At 71.3% G+C, this 23,257-nt stretch carries 20 protein-coding genes and 1 tRNA gene; 3 read left to right on the top strand and 18 right to left on the bottom strand.

The genetic code is table 11. The annotated features are described in order from the left end of the window. Positions 1–22 precede the first annotated feature (22 nt). On the bottom strand, positions 23–2,656 hold the full coding sequence (polA, locus tag BR85_RS06235) for a DNA polymerase I (RefSeq protein WP_028495749.1): 2,634 nt from the start codon (positions 2,654–2,656) through the stop codon (positions 23–25). A gap of 57 nt (positions 2,657–2,713) precedes the next feature. Here polA and BR85_RS06230 point away from each other — a divergent pair, with 57 nt between their 5' ends. Next, positions 2,714–3,148 (top strand): hotdog fold thioesterase, encoded by a 435-nt coding sequence (locus BR85_RS06230; RefSeq protein ID WP_028495748.1) that lies wholly within the window; start codon positions 2,714–2,716, stop codon positions 3,146–3,148. Positions 3,149–3,168: 20 nt separating this feature from the next. Here BR85_RS06230 and BR85_RS06225 read toward each other — a convergent pair whose 3' ends face one another. Further along, positions 3,169–3,789 carry an ANTAR domain-containing response regulator gene (locus tag BR85_RS06225; RefSeq protein WP_028495747.1) on the bottom strand — a complete coding sequence of 207 codons (621 nt, stop codon included), beginning with the start codon at positions 3,787–3,789 and terminating at the stop codon, positions 3,169–3,171. A gap of 59 nt (positions 3,790–3,848) precedes the next feature. On the opposite strand from BR85_RS06225, the gene BR85_RS06220 reads away from it, so the two are divergent. Together BR85_RS06220 and BR85_RS06215 are read left to right on the top strand one after the other, a co-directional pair. Further along, a tRNA-Leu gene (locus BR85_RS06220) sits at positions 3,849–3,929 on the top strand. A 242-nt stretch (positions 3,930–4,171) separates the two neighbouring features. Next, positions 4,172–5,248 (top strand): ScyD/ScyE family protein, encoded by a 1,077-nt coding sequence (locus tag BR85_RS06215; RefSeq protein WP_092896851.1) that lies wholly within the window; start codon positions 4,172–4,174, stop codon positions 5,246–5,248. Between the two features lie 72 nt (positions 5,249–5,320). Here BR85_RS06215 and pyk read toward each other — a convergent pair whose 3' ends face one another. From pyk to fmt, 16 genes are all read right to left on the bottom strand, one after another. Beyond that, positions 5,321–6,769 (bottom strand): pyruvate kinase, encoded by a 1,449-nt coding sequence (gene pyk, locus BR85_RS06210; RefSeq protein ID WP_028495745.1) that lies wholly within the window; start codon positions 6,767–6,769, stop codon positions 5,321–5,323. Between the two features lie 50 nt (positions 6,770–6,819). Continuing rightward, on the bottom strand, positions 6,820–8,286 hold the full coding sequence (locus BR85_RS06205) for a glutamate synthase subunit beta (protein ID WP_028495744.1): 1,467 nt from the start codon (positions 8,284–8,286) through the stop codon (positions 6,820–6,822). Further along, a complete protein-coding gene (gene gltB / locus BR85_RS06200) occupies positions 8,279–12,868 on the bottom strand; it encodes a glutamate synthase large subunit (protein WP_028495743.1) in 4,590 nt (1,529 codons plus the stop codon). Before gltB ends, BR85_RS06205 begins: the two co-directional genes overlap by 8 nt. Before the next feature lie 55 nt (positions 12,869–12,923). After that, positions 12,924–13,892 (bottom strand): prolipoprotein diacylglyceryl transferase, encoded by a 969-nt coding sequence (gene lgt, locus BR85_RS06195; RefSeq protein WP_028495742.1) that lies wholly within the window; start codon positions 13,890–13,892, stop codon positions 12,924–12,926. A gap of 89 nt (positions 13,893–13,981) precedes the next feature. Continuing rightward, the gene (gene trpA, locus BR85_RS06190; protein WP_028495741.1) at positions 13,982–14,767 is read right to left on the bottom strand and encodes a tryptophan synthase subunit alpha; all 786 of its coding nucleotides are present in this window, start codon (positions 14,765–14,767) and stop codon (positions 13,982–13,984) included. Next, a complete protein-coding gene (gene trpB / locus BR85_RS06185) occupies positions 14,764–16,023 on the bottom strand; it encodes a tryptophan synthase subunit beta (protein ID WP_028495740.1) in 1,260 nt (419 codons plus the stop codon). The genes trpA and trpB overlap by 4 nt, the downstream gene beginning before the upstream one ends. Further along, positions 16,020–16,796, bottom strand: coding sequence for an indole-3-glycerol phosphate synthase TrpC (gene trpC, locus BR85_RS06180; protein ID WP_028495739.1), 777 nt, complete (start codon positions 16,794–16,796; stop codon positions 16,020–16,022). The genes trpB and trpC overlap by 4 nt, the downstream gene beginning before the upstream one ends. A gap of 1 nt (position 16,797) precedes the next feature. Beyond that, positions 16,798–17,028 carry a DUF6704 family protein gene (locus BR85_RS06175; RefSeq protein ID WP_028495738.1) on the bottom strand — a complete coding sequence of 77 codons (231 nt, stop codon included), beginning with the start codon at positions 17,026–17,028 and terminating at the stop codon, positions 16,798–16,800. A 72-nt stretch (positions 17,029–17,100) separates the two neighbouring features. After that, a complete protein-coding gene (locus tag BR85_RS06170; protein WP_028495737.1) occupies positions 17,101–17,721 on the bottom strand; it encodes a Trp biosynthesis-associated membrane protein in 621 nt (206 codons plus the stop codon). Beyond that, on the bottom strand, positions 17,718–18,074 hold the full coding sequence (gene hisI / locus BR85_RS06165; protein WP_028495736.1) for a phosphoribosyl-AMP cyclohydrolase: 357 nt from the start codon (positions 18,072–18,074) through the stop codon (positions 17,718–17,720). Before hisI ends, BR85_RS06170 begins: the two co-directional genes overlap by 4 nt. Further along, positions 18,074–18,835 (bottom strand): imidazole glycerol phosphate synthase subunit HisF, encoded by a 762-nt coding sequence (hisF, locus tag BR85_RS06160; protein WP_028495735.1) that lies wholly within the window; start codon positions 18,833–18,835, stop codon positions 18,074–18,076. Before hisF ends, hisI begins: the two co-directional genes overlap by 1 nt. A gap of 1 nt (position 18,836) precedes the next feature. After that, on the bottom strand, positions 18,837–19,679 hold the full coding sequence (gene hisG, locus BR85_RS06155; protein WP_028495734.1) for an ATP phosphoribosyltransferase: 843 nt from the start codon (positions 19,677–19,679) through the stop codon (positions 18,837–18,839). Between the two features lie 44 nt (positions 19,680–19,723). Then, positions 19,724–19,987: a phosphoribosyl-ATP diphosphatase gene (locus BR85_RS06150; protein WP_028495733.1), complete on the bottom strand. Its 264-nt coding sequence runs from the start codon at positions 19,985–19,987 to the stop codon at positions 19,724–19,726. A 49-nt stretch (positions 19,988–20,036) separates the two neighbouring features. After that, entirely contained in the window at positions 20,037–20,774 is a 738-nt protein-coding gene (gene rpe / locus BR85_RS06145; RefSeq protein ID WP_051526175.1) for a ribulose-phosphate 3-epimerase, read from the bottom strand. A 201-nt stretch (positions 20,775–20,975) separates the two neighbouring features. Then, positions 20,976–22,331 carry an RsmB/NOP family class I SAM-dependent RNA methyltransferase gene (locus BR85_RS06140; RefSeq protein WP_028495731.1) on the bottom strand — a complete coding sequence of 452 codons (1,356 nt, stop codon included), beginning with the start codon at positions 22,329–22,331 and terminating at the stop codon, positions 20,976–20,978. Further along, positions 22,328–23,257, bottom strand: coding sequence for a methionyl-tRNA formyltransferase (fmt, locus tag BR85_RS06135; protein ID WP_028495730.1), 930 nt, complete (start codon positions 23,255–23,257; stop codon positions 22,328–22,330). Before fmt ends, BR85_RS06140 begins: the two co-directional genes overlap by 4 nt.

The raw sequence follows: 23,257 nt of genomic DNA, 5'->3' as shown, positions 1-23,257 counted from the left end.
TAAACCGACGCGGGCCGCCGGATCAGTGACCGGCTTCGTTCCAGTCGGCGCCGCGTCCGATCTGCACGTCCAGCGGCACCGTCAGCTCGGCGGCGTCGCCCATGCGGGAGCGGACGATGCGCTCCACGGCATCCCACTCCCCCGGGGCGACCTCGACGACGAGCTCGTCGTGGATCTGCAGCAGGACGCGCGATGCGAGCTGCTCCGCGGCGAACTCCCCGTGGATGCGGAACAGCGCGATCTTCATGATGTCGGCGGCACTGCCCTGGATCGGGGCGTTGAGCGCGGCGCGCTCGGCGTTCTCGCGGAGGACGCGGTTGGGGCTGGACAGGTCGGGGAACGGGCGGCGGCGGCCGAAGATCGTCTCCGTGAAGCCGTCGATGCGAGCCTGCTCGACGGAGGAGCGCAGGTAGTCGCGCACCGCGCCGAAGCGGGCGAAGTACTCCATCATGAGCTGCTTGGCCTCGGTCTGCTCGATGCGCAGCTGCTTGGAGAGTCCGAACGCGGACAGCCCGTACACGAGGCCGTACGACATGGCCTTCACCTTCGTGCGCATCGCGGCGGTGACATCGGCCGGCTCGACGCCGAACACGCGGGCGCCGACGAAGCGGTGCAGGTCCTCGCCGGAGTTGAACGCCTCGACGAGCCCCGGGTCGCCGGACAGGTGCGCCATGATCCGCATCTCGATCTGCGAGTAGTCGGCGGTCAGCAGCGTCTCGTAGCCCGCGCCGACCTCGAAGGCGGCGCGGATGCGGCTGGACTCCTCGTTGCGGATCGGGATGTTCTGCAGATTGGGGTCGGTGCTCGACAGCCGTCCGGTCTGGCTCCCGGTCTGCAGGTAGGTCGTGCGGATGCGCCCGTCGGCGGCGATCGCGACGTCGAGGGATTCGATGATCTGCCGCAGCTTCATCGCCTCGCGGTGCTGCAGGAGGAGGTCGAGGAACGGGTGCGGGTTCGTCTCCTGCAGATCGGCGAGGACGGCGGCATCCGTAGAGTACCCCGTCTTCGTCTTGCGGGTCTTCGGCAGCTGGAGCTGGTCGAAGAGCACCTCCTGCAGCTGCTTGGGCGAGCCGAGGTTCACCTCCCGCTCGATCGTCGCGTAGGCCTGCTGGGCGATCGCGTCGGCGCGCGCGGCGAGCTCTGCGGAGAAGGTCGAGAGCTTCTCGTGCGACACGGCGACGCCGGCGAGCTCCATGTCGGCGAGGGTGTCGAGGGTCGGCAGCTCGATGTCGGCGAGGACACCGGCCACGCTCTCCGGCAGCTCGGCGCGCAGCGCCGCGGCGACGCGCAGGGTGTACCACGACAGCTGCCCGGGGGTCGCGCCCTCGGTCTCGGGCACGAGCTGCGTCGGATCGGCCTCGGGCAGTGTCTCGTCGAGGTAGCGGCCGACGAGGTCGGCGAGGTTCTTGTCCGGGAGGCTCGGACGCAGGAGCCAGCCCGCCAGCAGGGTGTCGAAGGCGAGCCCGCCCAGGTGGGCGCCGGCGCGGCGCAGCGCCTTCACCTGCGGCTTCGCGTCGGTGAGGACCTTGGGGGCGTCCCCCTCCAGCCAGGGGCGGAGGGCGGCGGCGGCCTCCTCGGTCCAGGCGGTCTCGACGGCGGCGGTGGCGGTCGCCAGGCCGATCCGGACGGGGAGGCCGCCCTGCAGGACGAGCGTCACGCCCACCTCCCCGCCGGCGGCGGCGACCCAGGCGGCGAGCTGGGCGGGGTCGGGCTCCGTCGCGGTGGGCGCCGTGGCCCCCGGGCGGGCGGGGGTCTCCGCCGGGTCGGCGCCCATCGCGTCGAAGACGCGCGGCAGGAGGGTGCGGAACTCCAGGCGCGAGAAGATGTCGCGCACGGCCTCCGGGTCGATCGGCTGCACCTCGAGGTCGGCGGGCCCCACCTCCAGCTCGACGTCGCGCAGGAGGGTGTTCAGTGCGCGGTTGCGGCGCACCCCGTCGATGTGCTCGCGGAGGTTGCCGCCCACGACGCCCTTGATCTCGTCGGCACGCGTGAGGAGCTCGTCGAGCGACCCGTACTGGGTGAGCCACTTCACGGCGGTCTTCTCGCCGACCTTCGGCACGCCCGGCAGGTTGTCGCTGGTCTCACCCACGAGCGCGGCGATGTCGGGGTACTTCTCCGGCGGCAGTCCGTACTTCTCCACGACGGCGTCGGGCGTGTAGCGCTTGAGCTGCGAGACGCCCTGCACGTTGGGGTACAGCAGCGTCACGTCGTCGGTGACGAGCTGGATGGTGTCGCGGTCGCCGGAGCACACCAGGACGTCATAGCCGAGCGCGGCGCCCTGGGTCGCGAGGGTAGCGAGGATGTCGTCGGCCTCGACGTCCTCCTTCGTCAGGACGCGCACGTTCATGGCCTGCAGGCACTCCTGCAGGAGCGGGATCTGGCCCTTGAACTCCGCCGGCGACTCGGACCGGTTCGCCTTGTACTCCGCGTACTCGCGGGTGCGGAACGACTGCCGCGACGTGTCGAACGCGACGGCGAGATGGGTGGGCTTCTCGGCCTTCACGAGGTTCACGAACATCGACAGGAAGCCGTAGATGCCGTTGGTGTGCTGCCCGTCCTTCGTGGAGAAGTTGTCGACCGGGAGGGCGAAGAACGCACGGTAGGCCAGCGAATGGCCGTCGACGACGAGAAGGGTAGGCTTTGCGGAGTCCGTCACCCTGCAAGCCTAGCCAGCGGCGGCGACACCCGATCCGGCCCCGTGCGAAGGCGAACGATGACCTCTGACACCACCCCTGCATCCGTCGACGGACTCGAGTGGGCGCAGCGCCGCGGGCTCGGAGCCCTCGCCGACAAGATGGGGATGCGGATCACCGAGTTCACGGTGGAGCGCTCCGCCGCGACCATGCCAGTCGAGGGGAACACCCAGCCCGTGGGGCTCATGCACGGCGGCGCCTACGTGGTGCTCGGCGAGTCCCTCGGATCCATGGCGGCGAACCTGCACGCCGGTCCCGGCCGCCTCGCGGTCGGCGTCGACATCAACGCGACGCACACCCGGTCAGCGACGAGCGGCGTCGTCACGGGCGTCTGCACGCCGATCCACCTGGGCCGCAGCATCACGGTGCACGAGATCGTCGTGACCGACGATCAGGGGCGGCGATGCTCCACCATCCGCATCACGAACATGATCAAGGACCAGCCGGCCCGCTGAGCCGCGGCATCCGGCGGCGGTCAGGCCTTCTTGGGCGAGAGCTGCTCGATGATGGCCTTCGCGACGTCCTGCATCGTGAGGCGGCGGTCCATCGACGCCTTCTGGATCCAGCGGAACGCCTCCGGCTCCGACAGGCCCATCTTCTCGTTCAGGAGGCCCTTCGCGCGGTCGACGAGCTTGCGGGTCTCGAAGCGCTCGACCATGTCGGCGACCTCGGCCTCGAGCGTGATGATCTGCTCGTAGCGGGCCAGCGCGATCTCGATCGCGGGGAGCAGGTCGTTGGGCGTGAACGGCTTCACGACGTACGCGAGGGCGCCGGCTTCCGTGGCGCGCTCGACGAGCTCCTTCTGGCTGAACGCGGTCAGCAGCACGACGGGCGCGATGTGGCTCTTGCTGAGCTTCTCGGCGGCGCTGATGCCGTCGAGGACGGGCATCTTCACGTCCATGATGACGAGGTCGGGGCGCAGCTCGGTCGCGAGCTGGACGGCCGTCTCGCCGTCTCCGGCCTCGCCGACGACGTCGAAGCCGTTGTCGCGGAGGATCTCGACGATGTCGAGCCGGATCAGCGATTCGTCCTCGGCGACGACGACGCGTCGGGGGGCGGATGACGTGGACGCCGTGGTCTGTTCCTGCTCACTCACTCGTCCATCTTAGAGCCCAGCGCGCACTCGTTCCTGCGGTATGGTCGATTCCGGCGTGCGCCGGTGTGGCGGAATGGCAGACGCGACCGACTCAAACTCGGTTGTCTTCGGACGTGTGGGTTCGACTCCCACCACCGGCACCCGGGAACGACGAAGAGCGGATGCCGTGCGGCATCCGCTCTTCGTGTCTCCTCCTCCGCACGGCCGGATCGTCTTCCCGTCTTGACCGCGCCCCGCGGAGGGAGGAAGGTGTGCCCCAGCCGCGCGGACGATGGAGCATGCAGCGGTGTTCTCACCGTCATGGGCGGCGCATCAACGCCGGCCGTACGAGCGAAGCATGGCGAACGACCGGTACCGACAGAAGTCGACCGGAGGAACCCCCATGAAGATCAAGGACACGCTGCGCTCAGGCGCCGCCGTCGCGACGCTCGTGCTCTCATCGCTGCTGGCCCCCGCCGCGGCGAACGCGATCGCGCAGACGAACGACCACGGGCATGGCGGTGGTGCCGCGCCGCCCGCGGCAGCGCTCCTCGCTTCGGGGCTGCAGCAGGCCAGCGGCAGCACCATCGGCCCGGACGGCGCCCTCTACGTCGTCGAGGGGAAGATCGGGCAGGTCACCCGCGTCGACACGCGGACGGGTGCGAAGACCCCCTTCGTGACCGGTCTGCCGAGGGCGATCATCCCGATCGGCGGGCCCATCGACGTGGCCTTCGTCGGTCGCACCGCGTACGTGCTCGTCGCCAACGTCGGCGACGACGTCCCCGGCAGCACACGCAACGACGTCGACGGGATCTACCGCGTCGACGGTCCGAGCAGCTTCACCGTCGTCGCCGACATCGGCGACTGGTCGCTGCAGAACCCGCCGCCCCCGGACATCGAGTTCTTCCTCACCCGCGGAGTCCTCTTCGCCATGGAGCCCGTCCGGGGCGGTTTCCTCGTGACGGACGGGCACCACAACCGCCTCCTGGAGGTGACGAGCGGGGGTGTCGTCAGCGAGGCCGCGCAGTTCGGCAACATCGTGCCGACGGGGCTCGCCGTCCGCGGGCCGCGCGTGTACATGGCCGAAGCGGGCCCGGTGCCGCACTTGCCGGAGACGGGGCGGGTGGTCACGTTCGGGCTGAGGAACCCGGAGCCGCGTGTCGTGGCATCCGGAGCGAGCCTGCTCGTCGACGTCGAGTTCGGTCCCTGCGGACTGTACGCGTTGTCGCAGGGTGACTCCCCCGGTCAGGTGGACCCCGGCGCGCCGGCACTGCCGGACAGCGGAGAGCTCCTCGCCGTCACGCGCGACGGCGCGTTCCGGGTCGTCGCGGGCGACCTGGATCTGCCGACCTCCGTGGCGTTCCAGGGAGGCACCGCGTACGTCACGACACTGAACGGGGAGGTGTGGAAGGTCAGCGCCGTCTCCGGCTTCGGGAAGAACCACGGCCGGGCGGCGTGCATCGACCACCGCGGCTGGTGACCACCGCCATCACCCGGGAACGACGAAGAGCGGATGCCGTGTGGCATCCGCTCTTCGTGTCCGCGGTCCGGGTTACTTGCCGGCCTGGTAGATCGGGGCCTTGCCGTGCACGGCGTCGCCGATCCGGTGGATGCGGATGTCGTTGGTCGAGCCGATGATTCCGGGAGGCGAACCGGAGATCACCACGACGACGTCGCCTTCCGTGGCCAGCCCGTTCTTCAGGAAGAAGTCGTCCACCTGCAGGAACATCAGGTCGGTGTGGGCCACGTGCTCGACGAGGGTCGACTGCACGCCCCACGTCAGCGCCATGCGGCGGCGGATCGCGGGGTCGGCGGCGAACGCCATCATCGGGATCATGGGACGCAGACGCGACATGCGCCGCGCGGTGTCGCCGGACTCGGTGAAGATGCAGATGTACTTCGCCTCGACGAACTTGGCGACCTCCTCCGCGGCGAGCGTGATGATGCCGCCCTGCGTGCGGGGCTTGGTCGTGAACGGCGCGATGCGCTCCAGGCCGTGGTCCTCGGTCGAGGCGATGATGCGCGCCATCGTCTCGACGACGACGACGGGGTACTTGCCGACGCTCGTCTCGCCGGAGAGCATCACGGCGTCCGCGCCGTCGAGGACGGCGTTGGCGACGTCGCTCGTCTCGGCGCGGGTGGGGACGGGGTTCTCGATCATCGACTCGAGCATCTGCGTCGCGACGATGACGGGCTTGGCCATGCGCCGGCAGAGCTCGACGGCCCGCTTCTGCACGATCGGGACGGCCTCGAGGGGAAGCTCGACGCCGAGGTCGCCGCGGGCGACCATGATGCCGTCGAACGCGTCGATGATCTCCTCGAGGTTCTCGACGGCCTGCGGCTTCTCGATCTTGGCGATCACGGGGATCTTGCGACCCTCCTCCGCCATGATCTCGTGCACGCGCTGCACGTCGGCGGCGTTGCGCACGAACGACAGCGCGATGATGTCCGCGCCGGCGCGGAGACCCCAGCGCAGATCCGCCTCGTCCTTGTCGGAGAGGGCGGGGACGTTGACCGCGACGCCGGGCAGGTTGATGCCCTTGTTGTTCGACACGGGGCCCGCGACGATGACCTCCGTCGTGACGACGGGGCCGTCGACGGCGGTGACCTGGACGCGCACCTTGCCGTCGTCGATCAGCAGGAAGTCGCCCGGGGTGACGTCTTCGGGAAGCCCCTTGAAGGTCGTCGAGACGATCTCCTTGGTGCCTTCGATGTCCTCGGTCGTGATCTTGAACACGTCGCCGACGGCGAGGTCGTGGGGGCCGTCCTTGAACTTGCCGAGGCGGATCTTGGGGCCCTGGAGGTCCACCAGGATGGCGACGGTGCGGCCCGCGTCGTCCGCGGCCTTCCGGACGTTGGCGAGCCGGGTCTCATGCTCGCTGTAGTCCCCGTGGCTCAGGTTGAATCGGGTCACGTCCACACCGGCGTCGATGATCGCGCGAAGGCTCTCATACGAGGATGTGGCGGGTCCCAGGGTGGCGACGATCTTGGCGCGTCTCACGTACTGACTCCGGTCTTCGGGTTTTGTTAGCGTTCCTTACAGCCTACGCTTCAGGCGGACTGCAACCCGATCGCGACATCGCGCGGTCGGACGGGGGCGGGAAGATTCGTTCCTCCCATAAGGTACTCGTCCACTGCCGCAGCCGCCGCGCGGCCCTCGGCGATCGCCCAGACGATGAGGGACTGTCCGCGGCCCGCGTCACCGGCGACGAAGACGCCGGGAGCGGTGGTCTGGTAGTCGTCGGTGCGCTCCACATTGCCGCGGCCCGTGAAGACGGCGCCCAGCTGGTGCTCGAGCGCGGTGCGCTCCGGCCCGGTGAACCCCATGGCGATGAGGACGAGGTCGGCGGGGATCTCCCGCTCGGTCCCGCTCTTGGGCACGCGTGTGCCGTCGCGGTACTCCGTCTCGGCCACCCGGAGCGCCCGGACCTCGCCGGCGTCGTTCGCGAGGAACTCGACGGTGGAGGCGAGGAACGTGCGCTCTCCGCCCTCCTCGTGCGCGGACTGCATCTCGAAGATCGTCGGCGTCATCGGCCACGGCTGGTGGTCGGGGCGGGAGGCCGGCGGCTCCTTGCCGATCGCGAGGTTCGTCACGCTCAGCGCGCCCTGGCGGTGCGCCGTGCCGATGCAGTCGGCGCCGGTGTCGCCGCCGCCGATGACGATGACGTGCTTGCCCTCGGCGTGGATCTGGTTGGCGACCTGGTCGCCGGCGACGACCTTGTTGGACTCGACGAGGTACTCCATCGCGAAGTGCACGCCGGCGAGGTCGCGGCCCGGGATGGGCAGGTCGCGCGGCACGGTGGCACCGGTCGCGACGACGACCGCGTCGTACCGGGCGCGCAGGTCGCTCCAGGACAGGTCGGTGCCGATCTCGACGCCGGCGCGGAACCGGGTGCCCTCCATCTGCATCTGCCGGAGACGCGACTCGAGGTGGCGCTTCTCCATCTTGAAGTCGGGGATGCCGTAGCGCAGCAGCCCGCCGATGCGGTCGTCGCGCTCGTACACCGCGACGGTGTGCCCGGCGCGGGTCAGCTGCTGGGCGGCAGCGAGCCCCGCGGGGCCGGAGCCCACGACGGCGACGGTCTTGCCGGTGAGGCGTGCGGGCGGCTCGGGTTCGACCCAGCCGTTCGCGAACGCGTCGTCGATGATCGAGACCTCGACCTGCTTGATGGTGACGGCGGGCTGGTTGATGCCCAGGACGCACGAGCTCTCGCACGGCGCGGGGCACAGCCGTCCGGTGAACTCCGGGAAGTTGTTCGTCGCGTGCAGGCGCTCGATGGCCGAACGGCCCTCGCCCCGCCACATCAGGTCGTTCCACTCCGGGATGAGGTTGCCCAGCGGGCATCCCTTGTGGCAGAACGGGATGCCGCAGTCCATGCAGCGGCCCGCCTGGCGGCGCAGCACGGCGGAGTCGCCGGGCTCGTAGACCTCTTTCCAGTCCATGATGCGGACAGGGATGGGCCGACGCGCGGGCAGCTCGCGCTCGGTGACTTTCAGAAAACCTTTGGGGTCAGCCACCGGTCACCTCCAGGATGCGGGTCCAGACGACGTCGCCGTCGGGGTCCAGCCCCTCGGCGGCCGCCTCCTGGCGGGTCTGCAGAACCGCGGCGTAGTCGCGCGGCAGGATGCGGACGAAGTTCGACACCTCGGCGTCGAAGTCGTCCAGGAGCGCGGCGGCGAGAGCGGAATCCGTCTCGGCCACGTGCTGCACGAGCAGGTCACGGAGGATCTCCGAATCGCCCGCGCCGAGGTCGAGCAGCTCCAGCTCGCCGTTCGCGATCGCCTCGCGGTTCACCAGCGCCCGGTCGAGCTTGTAGACGTACGCCGAGCCGCCGGACATGCCGGCGCCGAGGTTGCGTCCCGTGGCGCCGAGGATGACGGCGAGGCCCCCGGTCATGTACTCCAGGGCGTGGTCGCCGACCCCCTCGACGACCGCGGTCGCACCCGAGTTGCGGACGAAGAACCGCTCCCCCACGACGCCGCGGAGGAACATCGTGCCCTGCGTCGCGCCGTAGCCGATGACGTTGCCGGCGATGACGTTCTGCGACGCGTCGAAGGTCGCGGCGCGCGGCGGGCGGACGACGATCTGCCCGCCGGAGAGGCCCTTGCCGACGTAGTCGTTGGAGTCGCCCTCCAGACGCAGCGTGATGCCGGCCGGGAGGAACGCGCCGAAGGACTGCCCGGCCGAACCCGTGAGGTTGATCTCGATCGACCCGGACGGCAGGCCGTTCGCGCCGTGCGCGCGGGTGACGTGGTGTCCGAGCATCGTCCCGACGGCGCGGGCGGTGTTGCGGACCGGCAGGTCGATGGAGATGTGACCGCCGTGGGCGAGGACGTCCTGCGCGCGCTCGATGAGCTGCACGTCGAAGTGGTCCTCGAGCTCGTGATCCTGCGGCCGGGCGTTGCGCCGCGGCACGTCCGCCGCGAAGGCGGGGCCTTCGAGGATGGGGGTCAGGTCCAGGCCGTTGGCCTTCCAGTGCTCGACCGCGCCGTTGACATCCAGCAGCTCGTTGTGGCCGACGGCCTCGTCGAGGGAGCGGAAGCCCAGCTCGGCGAGGTACTCGCGCACCTCCTGGGCGATGAACTCCATGAAGTTCACGACGAACTCGGGCTTGCCGGAGAAGCGCTCCCGCAGCACGGGGTTCTGGGTCGCGACGCCCACGGGGCAAGTGTCCAGGTGGCAGACGCGCATCATGATGCAGCCTTCGACGACGAGCGCCGTCGTCGCGAAGCCGAACTCCTCGGCGCCCAGCAGCGCCGCGATGATGACGTCGCGGCCGGTCTTGAGCTGGCCGTCGGCCTGCACCACGACGCGGTCGCGCATGTCGTTGAGCATGAGCGTCTGCTGCGTCTCGGCGAGGCCCAGCTCCCACGGCGTGCCGGCGTGCTTGAGGGAGTTCAGCGGGCTCGCCCCCGTGCCGCCGTCGTGGCCGGAGACCAGGATGACGTCGGCGAGGGCCTTCGCGGTACCCGCGGCGACCGCGCCGATGCCGGACTGGCTGACGAGCTTGACGTGCACCCGCGCGCCGGGGTTGGCACGCTTGAGGTCGAAGATGAGCTGCTTGAGGTCTTCGATCGAGTAGATGTCGTGGTGCGGCGGCGGGGAGATGAGTCCGACGCCGGGCGTGCCGCCGCGGGTGCGCGCGATCCACGGGTACACCTTCGCGGGCGGGAGCTGACCGCCCTCGCCGGGCTTGGCGCCCTGCGCGAGCTTGATCTGGATGTCGTCGGCGTGCGTGAGGTACATGCTCGTGACGCCGAACCGGCCGGACGCCACCTGCTTGATCGCACTGCGGCGCTGCGGGTCGAGCAGGCGGTCGGTGTCCTCGCCGCCCTCTCCCGTGTTCGACTTCGCGCCGATGCTGTTCATCGCGATCGCAAGCGTCTCGTGGGCTTCCTTCGAGATGGAGCCGTAGCTCATCGCGCCGGTGGAGAACCGCTTCACGATCGAGGAGACCGGCTCGACCTCGTCGATCGGCACGGGCGGGCGCTGACCGGTGCGGAGGGCGAACATCCCGCGGAGGGTCTTCAGCTCCTTCGCCTGGTCGTCGACGAGCTTCGTGTACTCGCGGAAGATGTCGTACCGGCGCGTGCGGGTGGAGTGCTGCAGCCGGAACACGGTGTCGGGGTTGAACAGGTGCGGGGAGCCGTCGCGGCGCCACTGGTACTCGCCGCCGGTCCAGAGGCGCTCGTGGGCGCGGGCCGCCTCGTCCTCCGGGTACGCGTAGTCGTGCCGGGCCTGGTTCTCCGCGGAGATCTCGGTGATCCCCACGCCCCCCAGCTTGGTCTCGGTGCCGGTGAAGTACTTGTCGACGAACTCGTGCGACAGGCCCACGGCCTCGAAGACCTGGGCGCCGGCGTACGAGGACACCGTGGAGATGCCCATCTTCGACATGATCTTCAGCACGCCCTTGCCGAGGGCGTAGATGAGGTTCCGCACCGCCTTCTCGGGGGTGACGTTCGTGATGAAACCGGCGCGCACGAGGTATTCGACGGTCTCCATCGCGAGGTACGGGTTCACCGCGGAGGCGCCGTAGCCGATGAGCGTCGCGACGTGATGGACCTCGCGGACATCGCCCGCCTCGACCACGAGACCGACTTTCATCCGGTTCTCCTGCCGGATGAGGTGGTGGTGGATGGCGGAGAGCATGAGCAGCGACGGGATGGGGACGAGGTCCTTGTTCGAGTCGCGGTCGCTCAGGATGATGAACTCGACGCCGTCGGCGATCGCGGCATCCACTTCGGCGCACATGGCCTCCAGGCGCGCCTCCATGGCGCCGGGGCCCTGGTCGAAGTGGTACAGCCCGCGGATCGTCACCGACCGGCGCCCGGGGAGGGCCTTGTCGATGTTCTGGAGCTTCGCGAGCTCGTCGTTGTCGATGACCGGGAAGTCCAGCGTGATGACGCGGGTGTGCTCCGGTCCCCAGGACAGCAGGTTCCGCTCCGGGCCGATGCCGTGCGAGAGCGAGGTGACGACCTCTTCGCGGATGGAGTCCAGCGGCGGGTTCGTGACCTGCGCGAACTGCTGCGTGAAGTAGTCGAAGAGCAGACGGGGGCGCTCGCTGAGCACCGCGATGGGCGTGTCCGACCCCATGGCGCCGAGGGGCTCGGCGCCGGTCTGCCCCATCGGGGTCAGCAGGATCCGCACCTCCTCCTCCGTGTAGCCGAAGGTCCGCTGGCGGCGCGTGATCGACGCGATGGGATGCACGATGTGCTCCCGCTCGGGCAGGTCCTTCAGGCGCACCCGCCCGGCGTCCAGCCATTCCTGCCACGGCTCCGCGGAAGCCAGCTGCGCCTTGATCTCCTCGTCCTCGACGATGCGCCGTTCGGCCGTGTCGACGAGGAACATGCGGCCGGGACGCAGGCGACCGCGGCGCTTGATGCGCTCCGGGGCGAAGTCCAGGACGCCGGTCTCGCTGCCGATGACGACGAGGCCGTCGGTCGTCTCGGTCCAGCGGCCGGGGCGGAGGCCGTTGCGGTCGAGGGTCGCGCCGACGAGGGTGCCGTCGGTGAAGATGAGGGCGGCGGGGCCGTCCCACGGCTCCATCTGCATGGAGTGGTAGTCGTAGAAGGCGCGCAGCTGCGGGTCGATGTCCGACTGCTTCTCGTACGCCTCCGGCACCATCATCATGATCGCGTGCGGGAGGCTCCGGCCCGTGAGGGTCAGGAGCTCGAGGACCTCGTCGAAGGATGCCGAGTCGCTGGCGCCCTCCGTGCAGATCGGCAGCAGCGGGCGGATGTCGCCGATGAGCTGGGATTCCAGCTGCGACTGGCGCGCCCGCATCCAGTTGCGGTTGCCGTTGACGGTGTTGATCTCCCCGTTGTGCGCCAGCATCCGCAGCGGCTGCGCGAGCGGCCAGGACGGGAACGTGTTCGTGGAGTAGCGCGAGTGCACGACGGCGAGCTCGCTGGCGAACCGCTCATCCTGCAGGTCGGGGTAGAAGGGCTCCAGCTGCAGGGTCGTGACCATGCCCTTGTAGCCGAGGGTGCGCGAGGACAGCGACACAAAGTACGCGTCGTACTCGCGGCGGGCGCGTTTGCGGAGCCGGTACACGCGGCGATCCAGGTCGATGCCCGACAGGGCGGGCTGGTCGCCGGACGCGGGGTGCGAGACGAAGAGCTGCTCGAACGCCGGGCGCGCCGCGTGCGCGAGCTTGCCGAGGTTCTCCTGCTCCGTCGGGACGACGCGCCAGCCGAGGACCGTGAGGCCCTCCGCGGCGGCGATCTTCTCCACGCCGGCCTTGACGGCGGAGCGGGCCGCCTCCTCGAGCGGGAGGAAGGCCATGCCGGCGGCGTACTCCCCCACCGGCGGCAGGTCGAAGTCGACGACCGCGCGGAGGAAGGCGTCGGGCATCTGCGTGAGGATGCCCGCGCCGTCACCGGTGCCCGCGTCGGAGCCGATGGCGCCGCGGTGCTCGAGGTTGCGCAGCGCCGTCAGCGCGAGCTCGACGATGTCGTGGCCCGGCTCGCCGCGGAGTGTGGCGACCATCGCCAGGCCGCACGCGTCCTTCTCGAACGCGGGGTTGTACATACCCTGCGTCGGGGGCGGTCCCGGCAGTGCGCCGGGTCGGTCGACGTCGCGATTAAGGCTCGAAGGCATCGCTACCGTCCTCACATTGATGCTCAACTGGGACGACGTCGGCCCGCGGTATTCCTTACGTGGTGACTCTGCTTGTGGCTGCGTCTTCGACATCTTCGGGCGTGGTGGGTGCGCTGACGTCCACGAAGTCATCGGTGTTCCCCGATTGTACAACCCCCTCGGGCGTCCACTCGCGACCCGGGACGTACACGGACGGTTCGAGGCCCGGGTGGCGGCGCCGCTGCACCGCGAGGATCACGATGCCGACGAGGACGCCGAGCACCGCGGCCCACACGTTGGTGCGGAGCCCGAAGAAGACCTCGCTCGGGTCGATGCGGATCGACTCCCACACGATGCGCCCCGCGCTGTACCAGATGAGGTAGACGGCGAACAGGCGTCCCCACTGCATGCTCAGGCGTCTGCCGAGCCACAGCAGCACGACGACGCCGGCGACGTTCCAGATGACTTCGTAGAGGAATGTCGGGTGGAAGAGGGTGTCGTCGGCGAGCCCTGCCGGGAAGGCGGGGTTGTCGGGGCTGATCTGGAGCCCCCACGGCAGATCGGTGGGGAGGCCGAACAGCTCCTGGTTGAACCAGTTGCCGAACCGGCCCATCGCCTGGGCGAGGAGGAGGCCCGGGGCGAGGGCGTCGGCGAAGCTCCAGAACCGGATGCCGGTCCACCGGCATCCGAGCCACGCGCCGACGGCGCCGCCGAGGAGCGCGCCGAAGATGGCGATGCCGCCCTCCCAGATGAACAGCACGGCCCAGGGGTTCTTGTCCTCGCCGAAGTAGAAGCCCGGGTGGGTGAGGACGTGGAAGATGCGCGCGCCGATGATCGCGAGCGGCACGGCGAGCAGGCAGATGTCGATGACGACCCACGGCTCGCCGCCGCGCTTGGTCAGGCGGTGGTTCGTGAGGAACGCCGCGACGATGATCCCCGCGAGGATGCACAGCGCGTAGAAGTGGATCGTCAGCGGGCCGACCTGGAAGCTGCTGATCGGCGGGCTCGGGATGCTGGCGACGACGGAGAGCGCGGAGAAAGTCACGCCGCGAGTCTACTTCGCCCCGCGCCCTCCCCCACGCGGCCCGGGTCGCCGCGCCGCGCCGCCGGGGGCGCGGCGCGAGGAGAGGACGGTCAGCGGGCGGTCCCGGAGGTGAGGGCGCGGGCGGTGGATGCCAGCTCCTCGAGGCCCCCGTCGCGCAGCGCCCGGACGAGGGCGGTGCCCACGATCGCGCCGTCGGCGTACTCGAGGACCCCCGTGACCTGGTCGGGCGTGGAGATGCCGATGCCGACGCAGGCGTGCTCCGCGCCGTGCGCGCGGAGGCGCGACACGAGGCCGCGGGCCGCGGCATCCAATTCGGCGCGCTCGCCCGTGATGCCCATCGTCGAGACGGTGTACACGAACCCCGTCGACGCGCCGACGATCATCTCGAGGCGCTCGTCCGTCGAGGTCGGCGCGGCGAGGAAGATGCGGTCCAGGCCCGTGCGCTCCGATGCGGCGATCCACTCGGTGGCGGCGTCCGGCGTGATGTCGGGCGTGATGAGCCCCGCGCCGCCGGCGGCGAGCAGCTCGTCGGCGTAGCGGTCCACGCCGTACTGCAGCACGGGGTTCCAGTACGTCATGACGAGCACGGGCACGTCGACGCGGTCGGCGATCGCGCGCACCGCGGTGAACGTGTCGCGCAGGCGGAATCCGCCCGCCAGGGCCGCCTGGGTGGCCTCCTGGATGACGGTGCCGTCCATGACCGGGTCGGAGTACGGCGGACCGAGCTCGAGGATGTCGGCGCCGTTGTCCGCGAGGGTCACGGCCGCGTCGATGCTCGTCTGCAGGTCGGGGAAGCCCAGCGGCAGGTAGCCGATGAACGCGCCGCGCCCCTCGGCGTGGGCCGCGTCGATGGCGGCGGCGACGCGGGAGGTCACAGCTCCGTCCCCTCGCCCTTGGCCTCGTCGGCATCCGGCGGCGTCTGCACGGGGTCGGCGCCGTCGTCGTACAGGCCGAACCACTTCGCCGCGGTGTCCATGTCCTTGTCGCCGCGGCCGGACAGGCTCACCGCGATGATCGCGTCGGGGCCGAGCTCGCGGCCCAGCCGCAGCGCCCCGGCGAGGGCGTGCGCCGACTCGATCGCCGGGATGATGCCCTCGGTCAGCGACAGGAGCCGCAGGGCGTCCATGGCCTCGGTGTCGGTCGCCGGGATGTAGGTGGCGCGGCCGATGTCGGCGAGCCAGGCATGCTCCGGTCCGACGCCGGGATAGTCCAGGCCCGCGGAGATGGAGTGCGACTCGACGGTCTGGCCGTCCTCGTCCTGCAGGACGTAGGTCTTCGCGCCGTGCAGGACGCCGGGACGGCCGCGCTCGATGGAGGCCGCGTGGCGGGGCGTGTCCACGCCGTCGCCGGCGGCCTCGACGCCGTAGAGCTTGACGCCCTCGTCGTCGAGGAACGCGTCGAACATACCGATGGCGTTGGAGCCGCCGCCGACGCACGCGACGACGACATCCGGCAGCCGCCCGGTCTCGTCGAGGAGCTGCTGGCGCGCCTCCTCGCTGATGATCTTCTGGAAGTCGCGGACCATGGCGGGGAACGGATGCGGACCGGCCGCGGTGCCGAAGATGTAGTTGGTGGTCTCCACGGATGCCACCCAGTCGCGGTACGCCTCGTTGATGGCGTCCTTGAGCGTCCGGGAACCCGTCGTGACCGGGATGACCTCGGCGCCCAGCAGCCGCATGCGGGCGACGTTCAGCGCCTGGCGCTCGGTGTCGACCTCGCCCATGTAGATCGTGCACTCGAACCCGAAGAGCGCCGCGGCCGTCGCGGTCGCGACACCGTGCTGGCCGGCGCCGGTCTCGGCGATGACGCGGGTCTTGCCGAGGCGCTTCGTCAGGAGCGCCTGCCCCAGCACGTTGTTGATCTTGTGGGAGCCGGTGTGGTTGAGGTCTTCGCGCTTGAGGAAGATGCGCGCCCCGCCGGCGTGCTCGGCGAACCGTGGCACCTCGGTGAGGGCGGAGGGGCGCCCCGCGTAGCTGTGCAGCAGGTGACGGAACTCGGCGTCGAACGCGGGGTCGGCTTTCGCGGACTCGTATTCGGCGGTGAGCTCGTCGATGGCGGCGATGAGGGATTCGGGCATGAAGCGCCCGCCGAACTCGCCGAAGAAGGGCCCTGCGGCTTCTCGCAGACTCATGATCCAGCCTCCAGGAATGCGTGCAGGGTCGTGACGGGGTCGTTCGTGACGAGCGCCTCGCCGATGAGGACGACATCCGCCCCGGCGGCGCGGTAGTGCGCGACGTCGGCGGGCGTCAGCACCGCGGACTCGGCGATCTTCACCGCGTCGGCCGGGAGATGCTCGGCGAGACGGCCGAACAGGTCGCGGTCCAGCTCGAAGCTGGAGAGATTCCGGGCATTCACGCCGATGAGGTTCGCGCCGATGTCGGCGGCGCGCTGCACCTCTTCGAGCGAGTGCGTCTCGACGAGCGGCGTCATGCCGAGCTCCCGGACCAGGCCGTGCAGCTCGGCGAGGAGCGGCTGCTCGAGCGCCGCGACGATGAGCAGCACGAGGTCGGCGCCCGCGGCGCGGGCCTCCAGCACCTGGTACGGCGTCGCGATGAAGTCCTTGCGGAGGACGGGCAGCGACACGGCGGCCTTCACGGCCTCCAGATCCGCGAGCGACCCCTTGAAGCGACGTCCCTCGGTCAGGACCGAGATCGCCGACGCGCCGCCCTGCTCGTACAGCGACGCCTGGTGCGCCGGGTCGGGGATGGCGGCGAGGTCGCCGCGTGAGGGGCTCGCACGCTTGACCTCGGCGATGATCTTGACTCGGTCCGCGGGGGCGAGGGCCGCGAGGGCGTCGCGCGCGGGCGGCTGGGCGAGGGCGCTCTTCTCGACGACGTCGAGCGGCCGAGCGAGCCTGCGCTCTTCGGCATCCTCCACCGCGCCGGCCGTGAGGTCGGCGAGCACGTCAGTGCTCTTTCGCGACGTACTTGTCTCCGCCGACGCCGTAGCCGGCCTTGGCCATGCCCCAGCCGACGAGGAGACCGACGAGCAGCAGGCCGAACGAGGCCCAGACGAGCACGGGCAGGTCGAGGAAGAAGAAGAGCGTGCCCAGCGTGACCGCGAGGAGCATGATGACGACGGCCGTCCAGGCAGCCGGGGAGTGTCCGTGGCCGGGATCGCCGATGTTGTTGCTCATTGTTCTCCTTCGCGTGCGTGGCGGGCGTGCCCGCTCGGCAAGTCTAGCGGGGCCGCGCGGGGCCGCCGGGCATCAGCGCGTCGGGTCGTCGCCGCGGCTGAGGTCGTCCCAGGAATCGATCGCGTCGTGCGGGCGGGACGAGGCCGGGCCGCCGGCGGCGGGCTCGGCCGCCGTGCGGTAGCGCCGCCCGGCGCCGCTCCACGTGCGGGCCGTCACGAGCGTCAGGATCCCCCCGGCCGCGATGAGCAGCGCCGTCACGATCGCGACGTACGGCCACGGCGTCGTCACGAGGGATGCCACGAGCGCGCCGACCGTCTCCGTCCCGGTCAGGCCGGTCGCCTCGGCCACGGTCGAGGTGACCGCGTCGATGGGATGCTCGGCCGCGACCCGCCAGGCCCCGGCGAGCAGCCCGGCACCGATCGCGACGGCGATGACGCCGAACACGTAGCGGGTCACGCGACCCGCGATCGTGAGCGCGAGCCCCAGGGCGAGGGCCGCGAGGCTCAGCGGGGCCAGGAGCGGCAGGGCGTCCGCGCCGGCGACGTGCAGCGTCTCGCGCGCCCCGTCGCGGAGGGCCACGTCGATCCACGTCTGCGTCGAGGAGATGAGGGCGAGCGCGCCGCCCGCGACGACGGCGAGCACGCTCCCGAGGCGTGCGCGCCGCGCGCGGTGCCCGGCGGCGGGTGCCGTCACCGCTCCCCCACGGCCGGGGTCAGGTCGTCGGCGTCGAAGCATGTGCGGTCGCCGGTGTGGCAGGCGGCCCCGACCTGGTCGACCGCGATGAGCAGGGCGTCGCCGTCGCAGTCCAGGCGCGCGCCCTTGACGTACTGCGCGTGCCCCGATGTGTCGCCCTTGCGCCAGTACTCCTGCCGTGAGCGCGACCAGAAGGTCACCCGGCCCGAGGTGAGCGTGCGGCGGAGGGCTTCGGCGTCCATCCACCCGAGCATGAGCACCTCACCGGTGTCGAACTGCTGGATGATGGCCGGTGCCAGCCCGTCGTCGTCGAACGCGACGCGGGAGATCCGCGTCTCGATGTCCTCGGTCATCACCGCACCTCGATTCCGTCTGCGGCGAGGGCGTCTTTCACGTCGCCGATCGTGAGCTGCCCGGAGTGGAACACCGACGCCGCGAGCACGGCATCCGCGCCGGCGTGCACGGCGGGGGCGAAGTGCGCGGCGGTGCCCGCTCCCCCGGACGCGATGACGGGCACGCTGGAGACCTCGCGCATGAGCCGGACGAGCTCCAGGTCGAAGCCGTCCTTCGTGCCGTCGGCGTCGATGGAGTTGACGAGCAGTTCCCCGGCCCCCCGGTCGATGGCCTCCCGGGCCCAGGCGACGGCGTCGAGGGTCGTGAGGGTGCGCCCGCCGTGCGTCGTGACGACGAATCCGGAGGTCGTGCCGGGCGCGCGCTTGACGTCCAGCGACAGCACGAGCACCTGCGCGCCGAAGCGGTCGGCGATCTCGTCGATCAGCTCGGGGCGGGCGATGGCCGCGGAGTTCACGCCGACCTTGTCGGCGCCGACGCCGAGCAGCCGGGCGACGTCGTCGGTCGTCCGCACGCCGCCGCCGACGGTGAGCGGGATGAAGACCTCTTCCGCGGTGCGTCGCACGACGTCGTAGGTCGTCGAGCGGTCGTCGACCGTCGCGGTGACGTCGAGGAAGGTCAGCTCATCGGCGCCCTGCTCGTAGTAGCGGCGGGCCAGTTCGACGGGGTCGCCCATCTCGCGCAGGTTCTCGAAGTTCACCCCCTTCACGACGCGCCCGTCGGCGACGTCGAGGCAGGGGATGACGCGGCAGGCCGGCGACATGTCAGAGCCGCGCGTTGTGGATCGGGGTGACGAGGATCGCGCGTGCGCCGATCGCGTACAGCGCATCCATCACCTGGTTGACGCTCTTGCGGGGGCTCATGACGCGCACGGCCACCCACTCCGGGTCGCGCAGCGGCGAGATGGTGGGCGACTCGATCCCCGGCGCGATCGCCACGGCGTCGTCGACGAGGTTCGCCGGCAGGTCGTAGTCGATGAGGACGAACTGGCGGGCGACCATGACACCGCGGAGGCGCCGCAGCAGCGTGTCGGTGCCCTCGGCCTCGGTCGGAGCGCCGATGAGGACGGCCTCGGACTCCAGCAGCACGGGGCCGAAGATCTCCAGGCCCGCCTGCTTCAGGGTCGTGCCGGTGGAGACGACGTCGGCGACGGCGTCGGCGACGCCCAGCTGCACGGCCGATTCCACGGCGCCGTCCAGCGGCACGAGGTCGACGGCCACGCCGTGTTCGTCGAGGTAGGCGTCCACGAGGCCGGGGTAGGCCGTCGCGACGCGCACGCCGTCGAGGTCGCTCAGCTCGGAGAAGGCTCCGGGAGGGCCCGCGAAACGGAACGTGGAGGCGCCGAAGCCGAGCTTCTCGATCTCCCGGGCACCGGGCATCCGGGCATCCAGCAGCAGATCACGGCCGGTGATCCCGACGTCGAGGGCGCCGGAGCCGACGTACGTCGCGATGTCCTTGGGACGCAGGTAGAAGAACTCGACCTCGTTGACGGGATCGATGACGTGCAGGTCCTTCGGGTCGCGGCGGCCGATGTAGCCGGCCTCTCCGAGCATCTCGGCGGCGGTCTCGGCGAGCGATCCCTTGTTCGGCACAGCGATACGCAGCATGTTGCGGGGGCTTTCGGTTCGTGGTGTGGAGTCGGCGGCGTCGCTCAGAGATGTCGGTAGACGTCCTCGAGGCTGAGGCCCTTCGCGAGCATCATCACCTGGAGGTGGTACAGCAGCTGGGAGATCTCCTCGGCCGCCTCGTCCTGCGACTGGAACTCCGCCGCCATCCACACCTCGGCGGCCTCCTCGACGATCTTCTTGCCGATGGCGTGCACACCGCGGTCGAGCTGGGCGACCGTGCCCGATCCCTCGGGACGTGCCGCCGCGGTCGCGGTCAGCTCCGCGAACAGATCGTCGAACGTCTTCACCCTGACAGGTTACCGGGCCGAGGGAGGCCCCGGTTGCCGCGGGCCGCGGTCAGTGCCGGTGATGCGCGGATGCCTGGTCCCGCAGCGCCGCGATCGCCTGCCCGGGATCGTCCGCGCCGAACACCGCCGACCCCGCGACGAACGTGTCGGCGCCGGCCTCCGCGGCCTGCGCGATCGTCGAGGCGCTGATGCCTCCGTCGACCTGCAGCCACACCTGCGAGCCGCGGGCCCGCGCCTCGTCGGCGAGTGAGGCGAGCTTCGGCATCTGGTCGGCCATGAAGCGCTGGCCGCCGAACCCCGGCTCGACGGTCATCACGAGGATCTGGTCGAACTCGTCGAGTACGTCGAAGAGCGATTCGACGGGGGTCGCGGGCTTGACGGCGACACCGGCACGCGCCCCGATCTCCCGCAGCCGACGCGCGAGCCGGACGGGGTCGGTGGCGGCCTCGAGATGGAAGGTGACGGATGCCGCGCCGAGCTCGGCGTAGCCGGGAGCCCACCGGTCGGGGTCGGCGATCATGAGGTGCACGTCCAGCGGCACGGGGCTCGTCGCCTGGATCCGCTCGACCATCTGCGGCCCGAACGTCAGGTTCGGCACGAAGTGGTTGTCCATGACGTCGACATGGACGAAGTCGGCCGTCGCGATGCGCGCGAGGTCGGCCTGCATGTTCACGAAGTCGGCGGCGAGGATGCTCGGGTTGATGCGGATGGCGTCGGCGGAGGGCACGGCCCCATTATCCCGGGGCGGGCCGGCTCGCGCGCCGATCGGGGGCAGTTCGTGCCGCATGGGCGGGCGCGAGGCGGCGCGAAGCGCCCCCCTTTCGCCCGGGATGCCGGGGCGCGCCGGCTCTCGCGCCGATCGGGGGCAGTTCGTGCCGCATGGGCGGGCGCGAGGCGGCGTGAAGCGCCACCCTTTGGCCCAGGATGCCGGGGCGGGCCGGCCCGGGCGCAGGCCCGGGCCGCGAGGCGCGGGACGCGCAGGCCCGGCTCAGCGGCGGCGCAGCAGCGTGATCGACATGGCGTCCGTGCCGTGCCGGTGCGGCCAGAGCTGGGCCCGGCCCGACCCGTCCGCGGGTTCTGGCAGGTCGATCTCGCGCGGCGAGATGGATGCCAGCACCGCCCGCGCGTCGAGTTCCTCCAGCGCGTCGCCGCGCGAGCGGCGCACGTCCGCGACGACCGCGGCGGTCTCGGCGAGGTGCGGCGAGCACGTCACGTAGGCGACGATGCCGCCCGGCGCCAGGGCGTCGACGGCCGCCGAGAGGAGCTCCCGCTGCAGATCGACGAGCGCGGGGACGTCGGCGGGACTCTTCCGCCAGCGCGCCTCCGGACGTCGGCGCAGCGCACCCAGCCCCGTGCACGGGGCGTCGACCAGGATGCGGTCGTAGCGGCCACGGCCCGCACGGTCGCGGCCGTCCTCCTCCGAGACCGGCACATCCAGGGGCACCCCCGACACGGAGTCGCGGACCAGGCGCGCGCGGATGGGCGAGAGCTCGTTGGCCTCCAGGGCTGCGCCGCCCGCGAGCGCCTCGGCGGCGAGGACGGCGGTCTTCCCGCCCGGCGCGGCGCACAGGTCGAGCCAGCGCTCGCCGCCGCGGATCGGCGCGGCGCGGGTGAGGGCGAGGGCCGCGAGCTGCGACCCCTCGTCCTGCACCCGCACGCGGCCGGACGCCTGGCGGACGAGCCGCTCGGGGTCTCCCCCGGCCAGGCGGAACCCGATGGGCGAGTACGGCGTCGCCTCGGCGTCCGCGGGCGCGTCGACCAGGCCGGGGAGCGCCGTCATCGTGACACCCGGTGCGGCGTTGTCGGCGGCCAGCAGATCTTCGAGCTCATCGGCCCGGCCCTCGGCGGTCAGCGCACGCCGGAACGCGCGGATGACCCACACGGGATGCGCGAAGCGGAGGCCCAGGCGCTCGTCGTCGGAGCGGGCCGCGCTCTCGACGCGGTCCAGCCACTCCGCCAGCGGCCGCTCCGAGATCCGCCGCAGGACGGCGTTGGCGAACCCGGTGGCCTTCTTCCCCGCGGTGTCCCGCACGAGGTCGACGGTCTCGTTGACGGCGGCGTGCGTCGCGACCCGCATCGACAGCAGCTGATGCGCGCCGAGGCGCAGCGCGTCCAGGACATCCGCATCGATGTCCTCGGTCGCTCGGCCCGCAGCATCCGCGATGATGGCGTCGTACGTCCCCTGCAGGCGCAGCGTCCCGTAGGTGAGCTCGGTGGCGAGCCCCGCGTCGGCCGTGTCGAGGCCGGCGAGCGTGATCTCCCGCGGCAGCAGCAGGTTGGCGTACGCGTCGGACTCGTGCACGGCGCGGAGCGTCTCGTACGCGACGCGGCGGGCGAGGTTCACGGGGCCACCGCCGCATCCACCCGCGGGTCGTCGGTTCTGAGGCCCCGCCACCAGTCGGCGGCGGCCATCGGTCCCTTGCCGGCCGGCTGCACGGTGCGCAGGGCCACGGTGCCCTCCCGAGCGCCGACGAGGACGGCGCCGTCGACGAGGGCGAGGCGCCCGGTATCCAGGCCGGTGTCGGGGCCGCGGACGGCGGAGAGCACCTTCAGGCGCTGACCGCCGACGGAGGTGTGCGCGCCCGGCTCGGGGGTCGTGCCGCGGAACCGGGCGAGGACGGCGTCGGCGGATGCCGTGAAGTCCAGGGCGCCGTCGGCGATCGTGAGCTTGGGGGCGAGGGTCGGCTCCCCGCTCTGCGGCACGGCGCGCGCGGTGCCCGCCGCGATCGCGTCGACGACGTCGACGAGCAGGCCCGCTCCGCGCTCGGCGAGGGCTGCGAGTACGTCGCCGGCGGTCGCTTCGGCCGGGACGTCGTAGCGGATCTCCCCGAAGACGTCGCCCGCGTCGAGCGCCGGGACGAGCTGGAAGACGCTCGCACCCGTGACGGTCTCCCCCGCCATGAGCGAGCGCTGCACCGGCGCGGCGCCTCGCCAGGCCGGCAGGAGCGAGAAGTGCAGATTGATCCAGCCGTGCCGCGGCAGCGACAGGAGGGGCTCGCGGACCAGTCCGCCGTACGCGACGATGACCCCGAGGTCGGGGCGGAGCGCCTCGATCGCGGCCGTCGCGTCGGCGTCGAGCCGGTCGGCCTTGACGACCGGTGCGCCGAGCGCCTCGGCTGCGGCGGCGACCGGAGACGGCGTCAGGACGCGCTTGCGGCCGAGCGGCGCGTCGCCGCGCGTGACGACGCCGACCAGGTCGTGCGCGGACGCCGCGACGGCGTGCAGCGAGGGGACCGCCGGGTGCGGTGTCCCGGCGAAGACGATGCGCAT

The organism is Microbacterium sp. UNCCL10 (genome assembly GCF_000746195.1).
In the GTDB taxonomy this organism is placed as follows: Bacteria; Actinomycetota; Actinomycetes; order Actinomycetales; family Microbacteriaceae; genus Microbacterium; species Microbacterium saccharophilum.
Note: the sequence above shows the minus strand (reverse complement) of the source record. Positions and strands in the feature narration are given on the sequence as shown.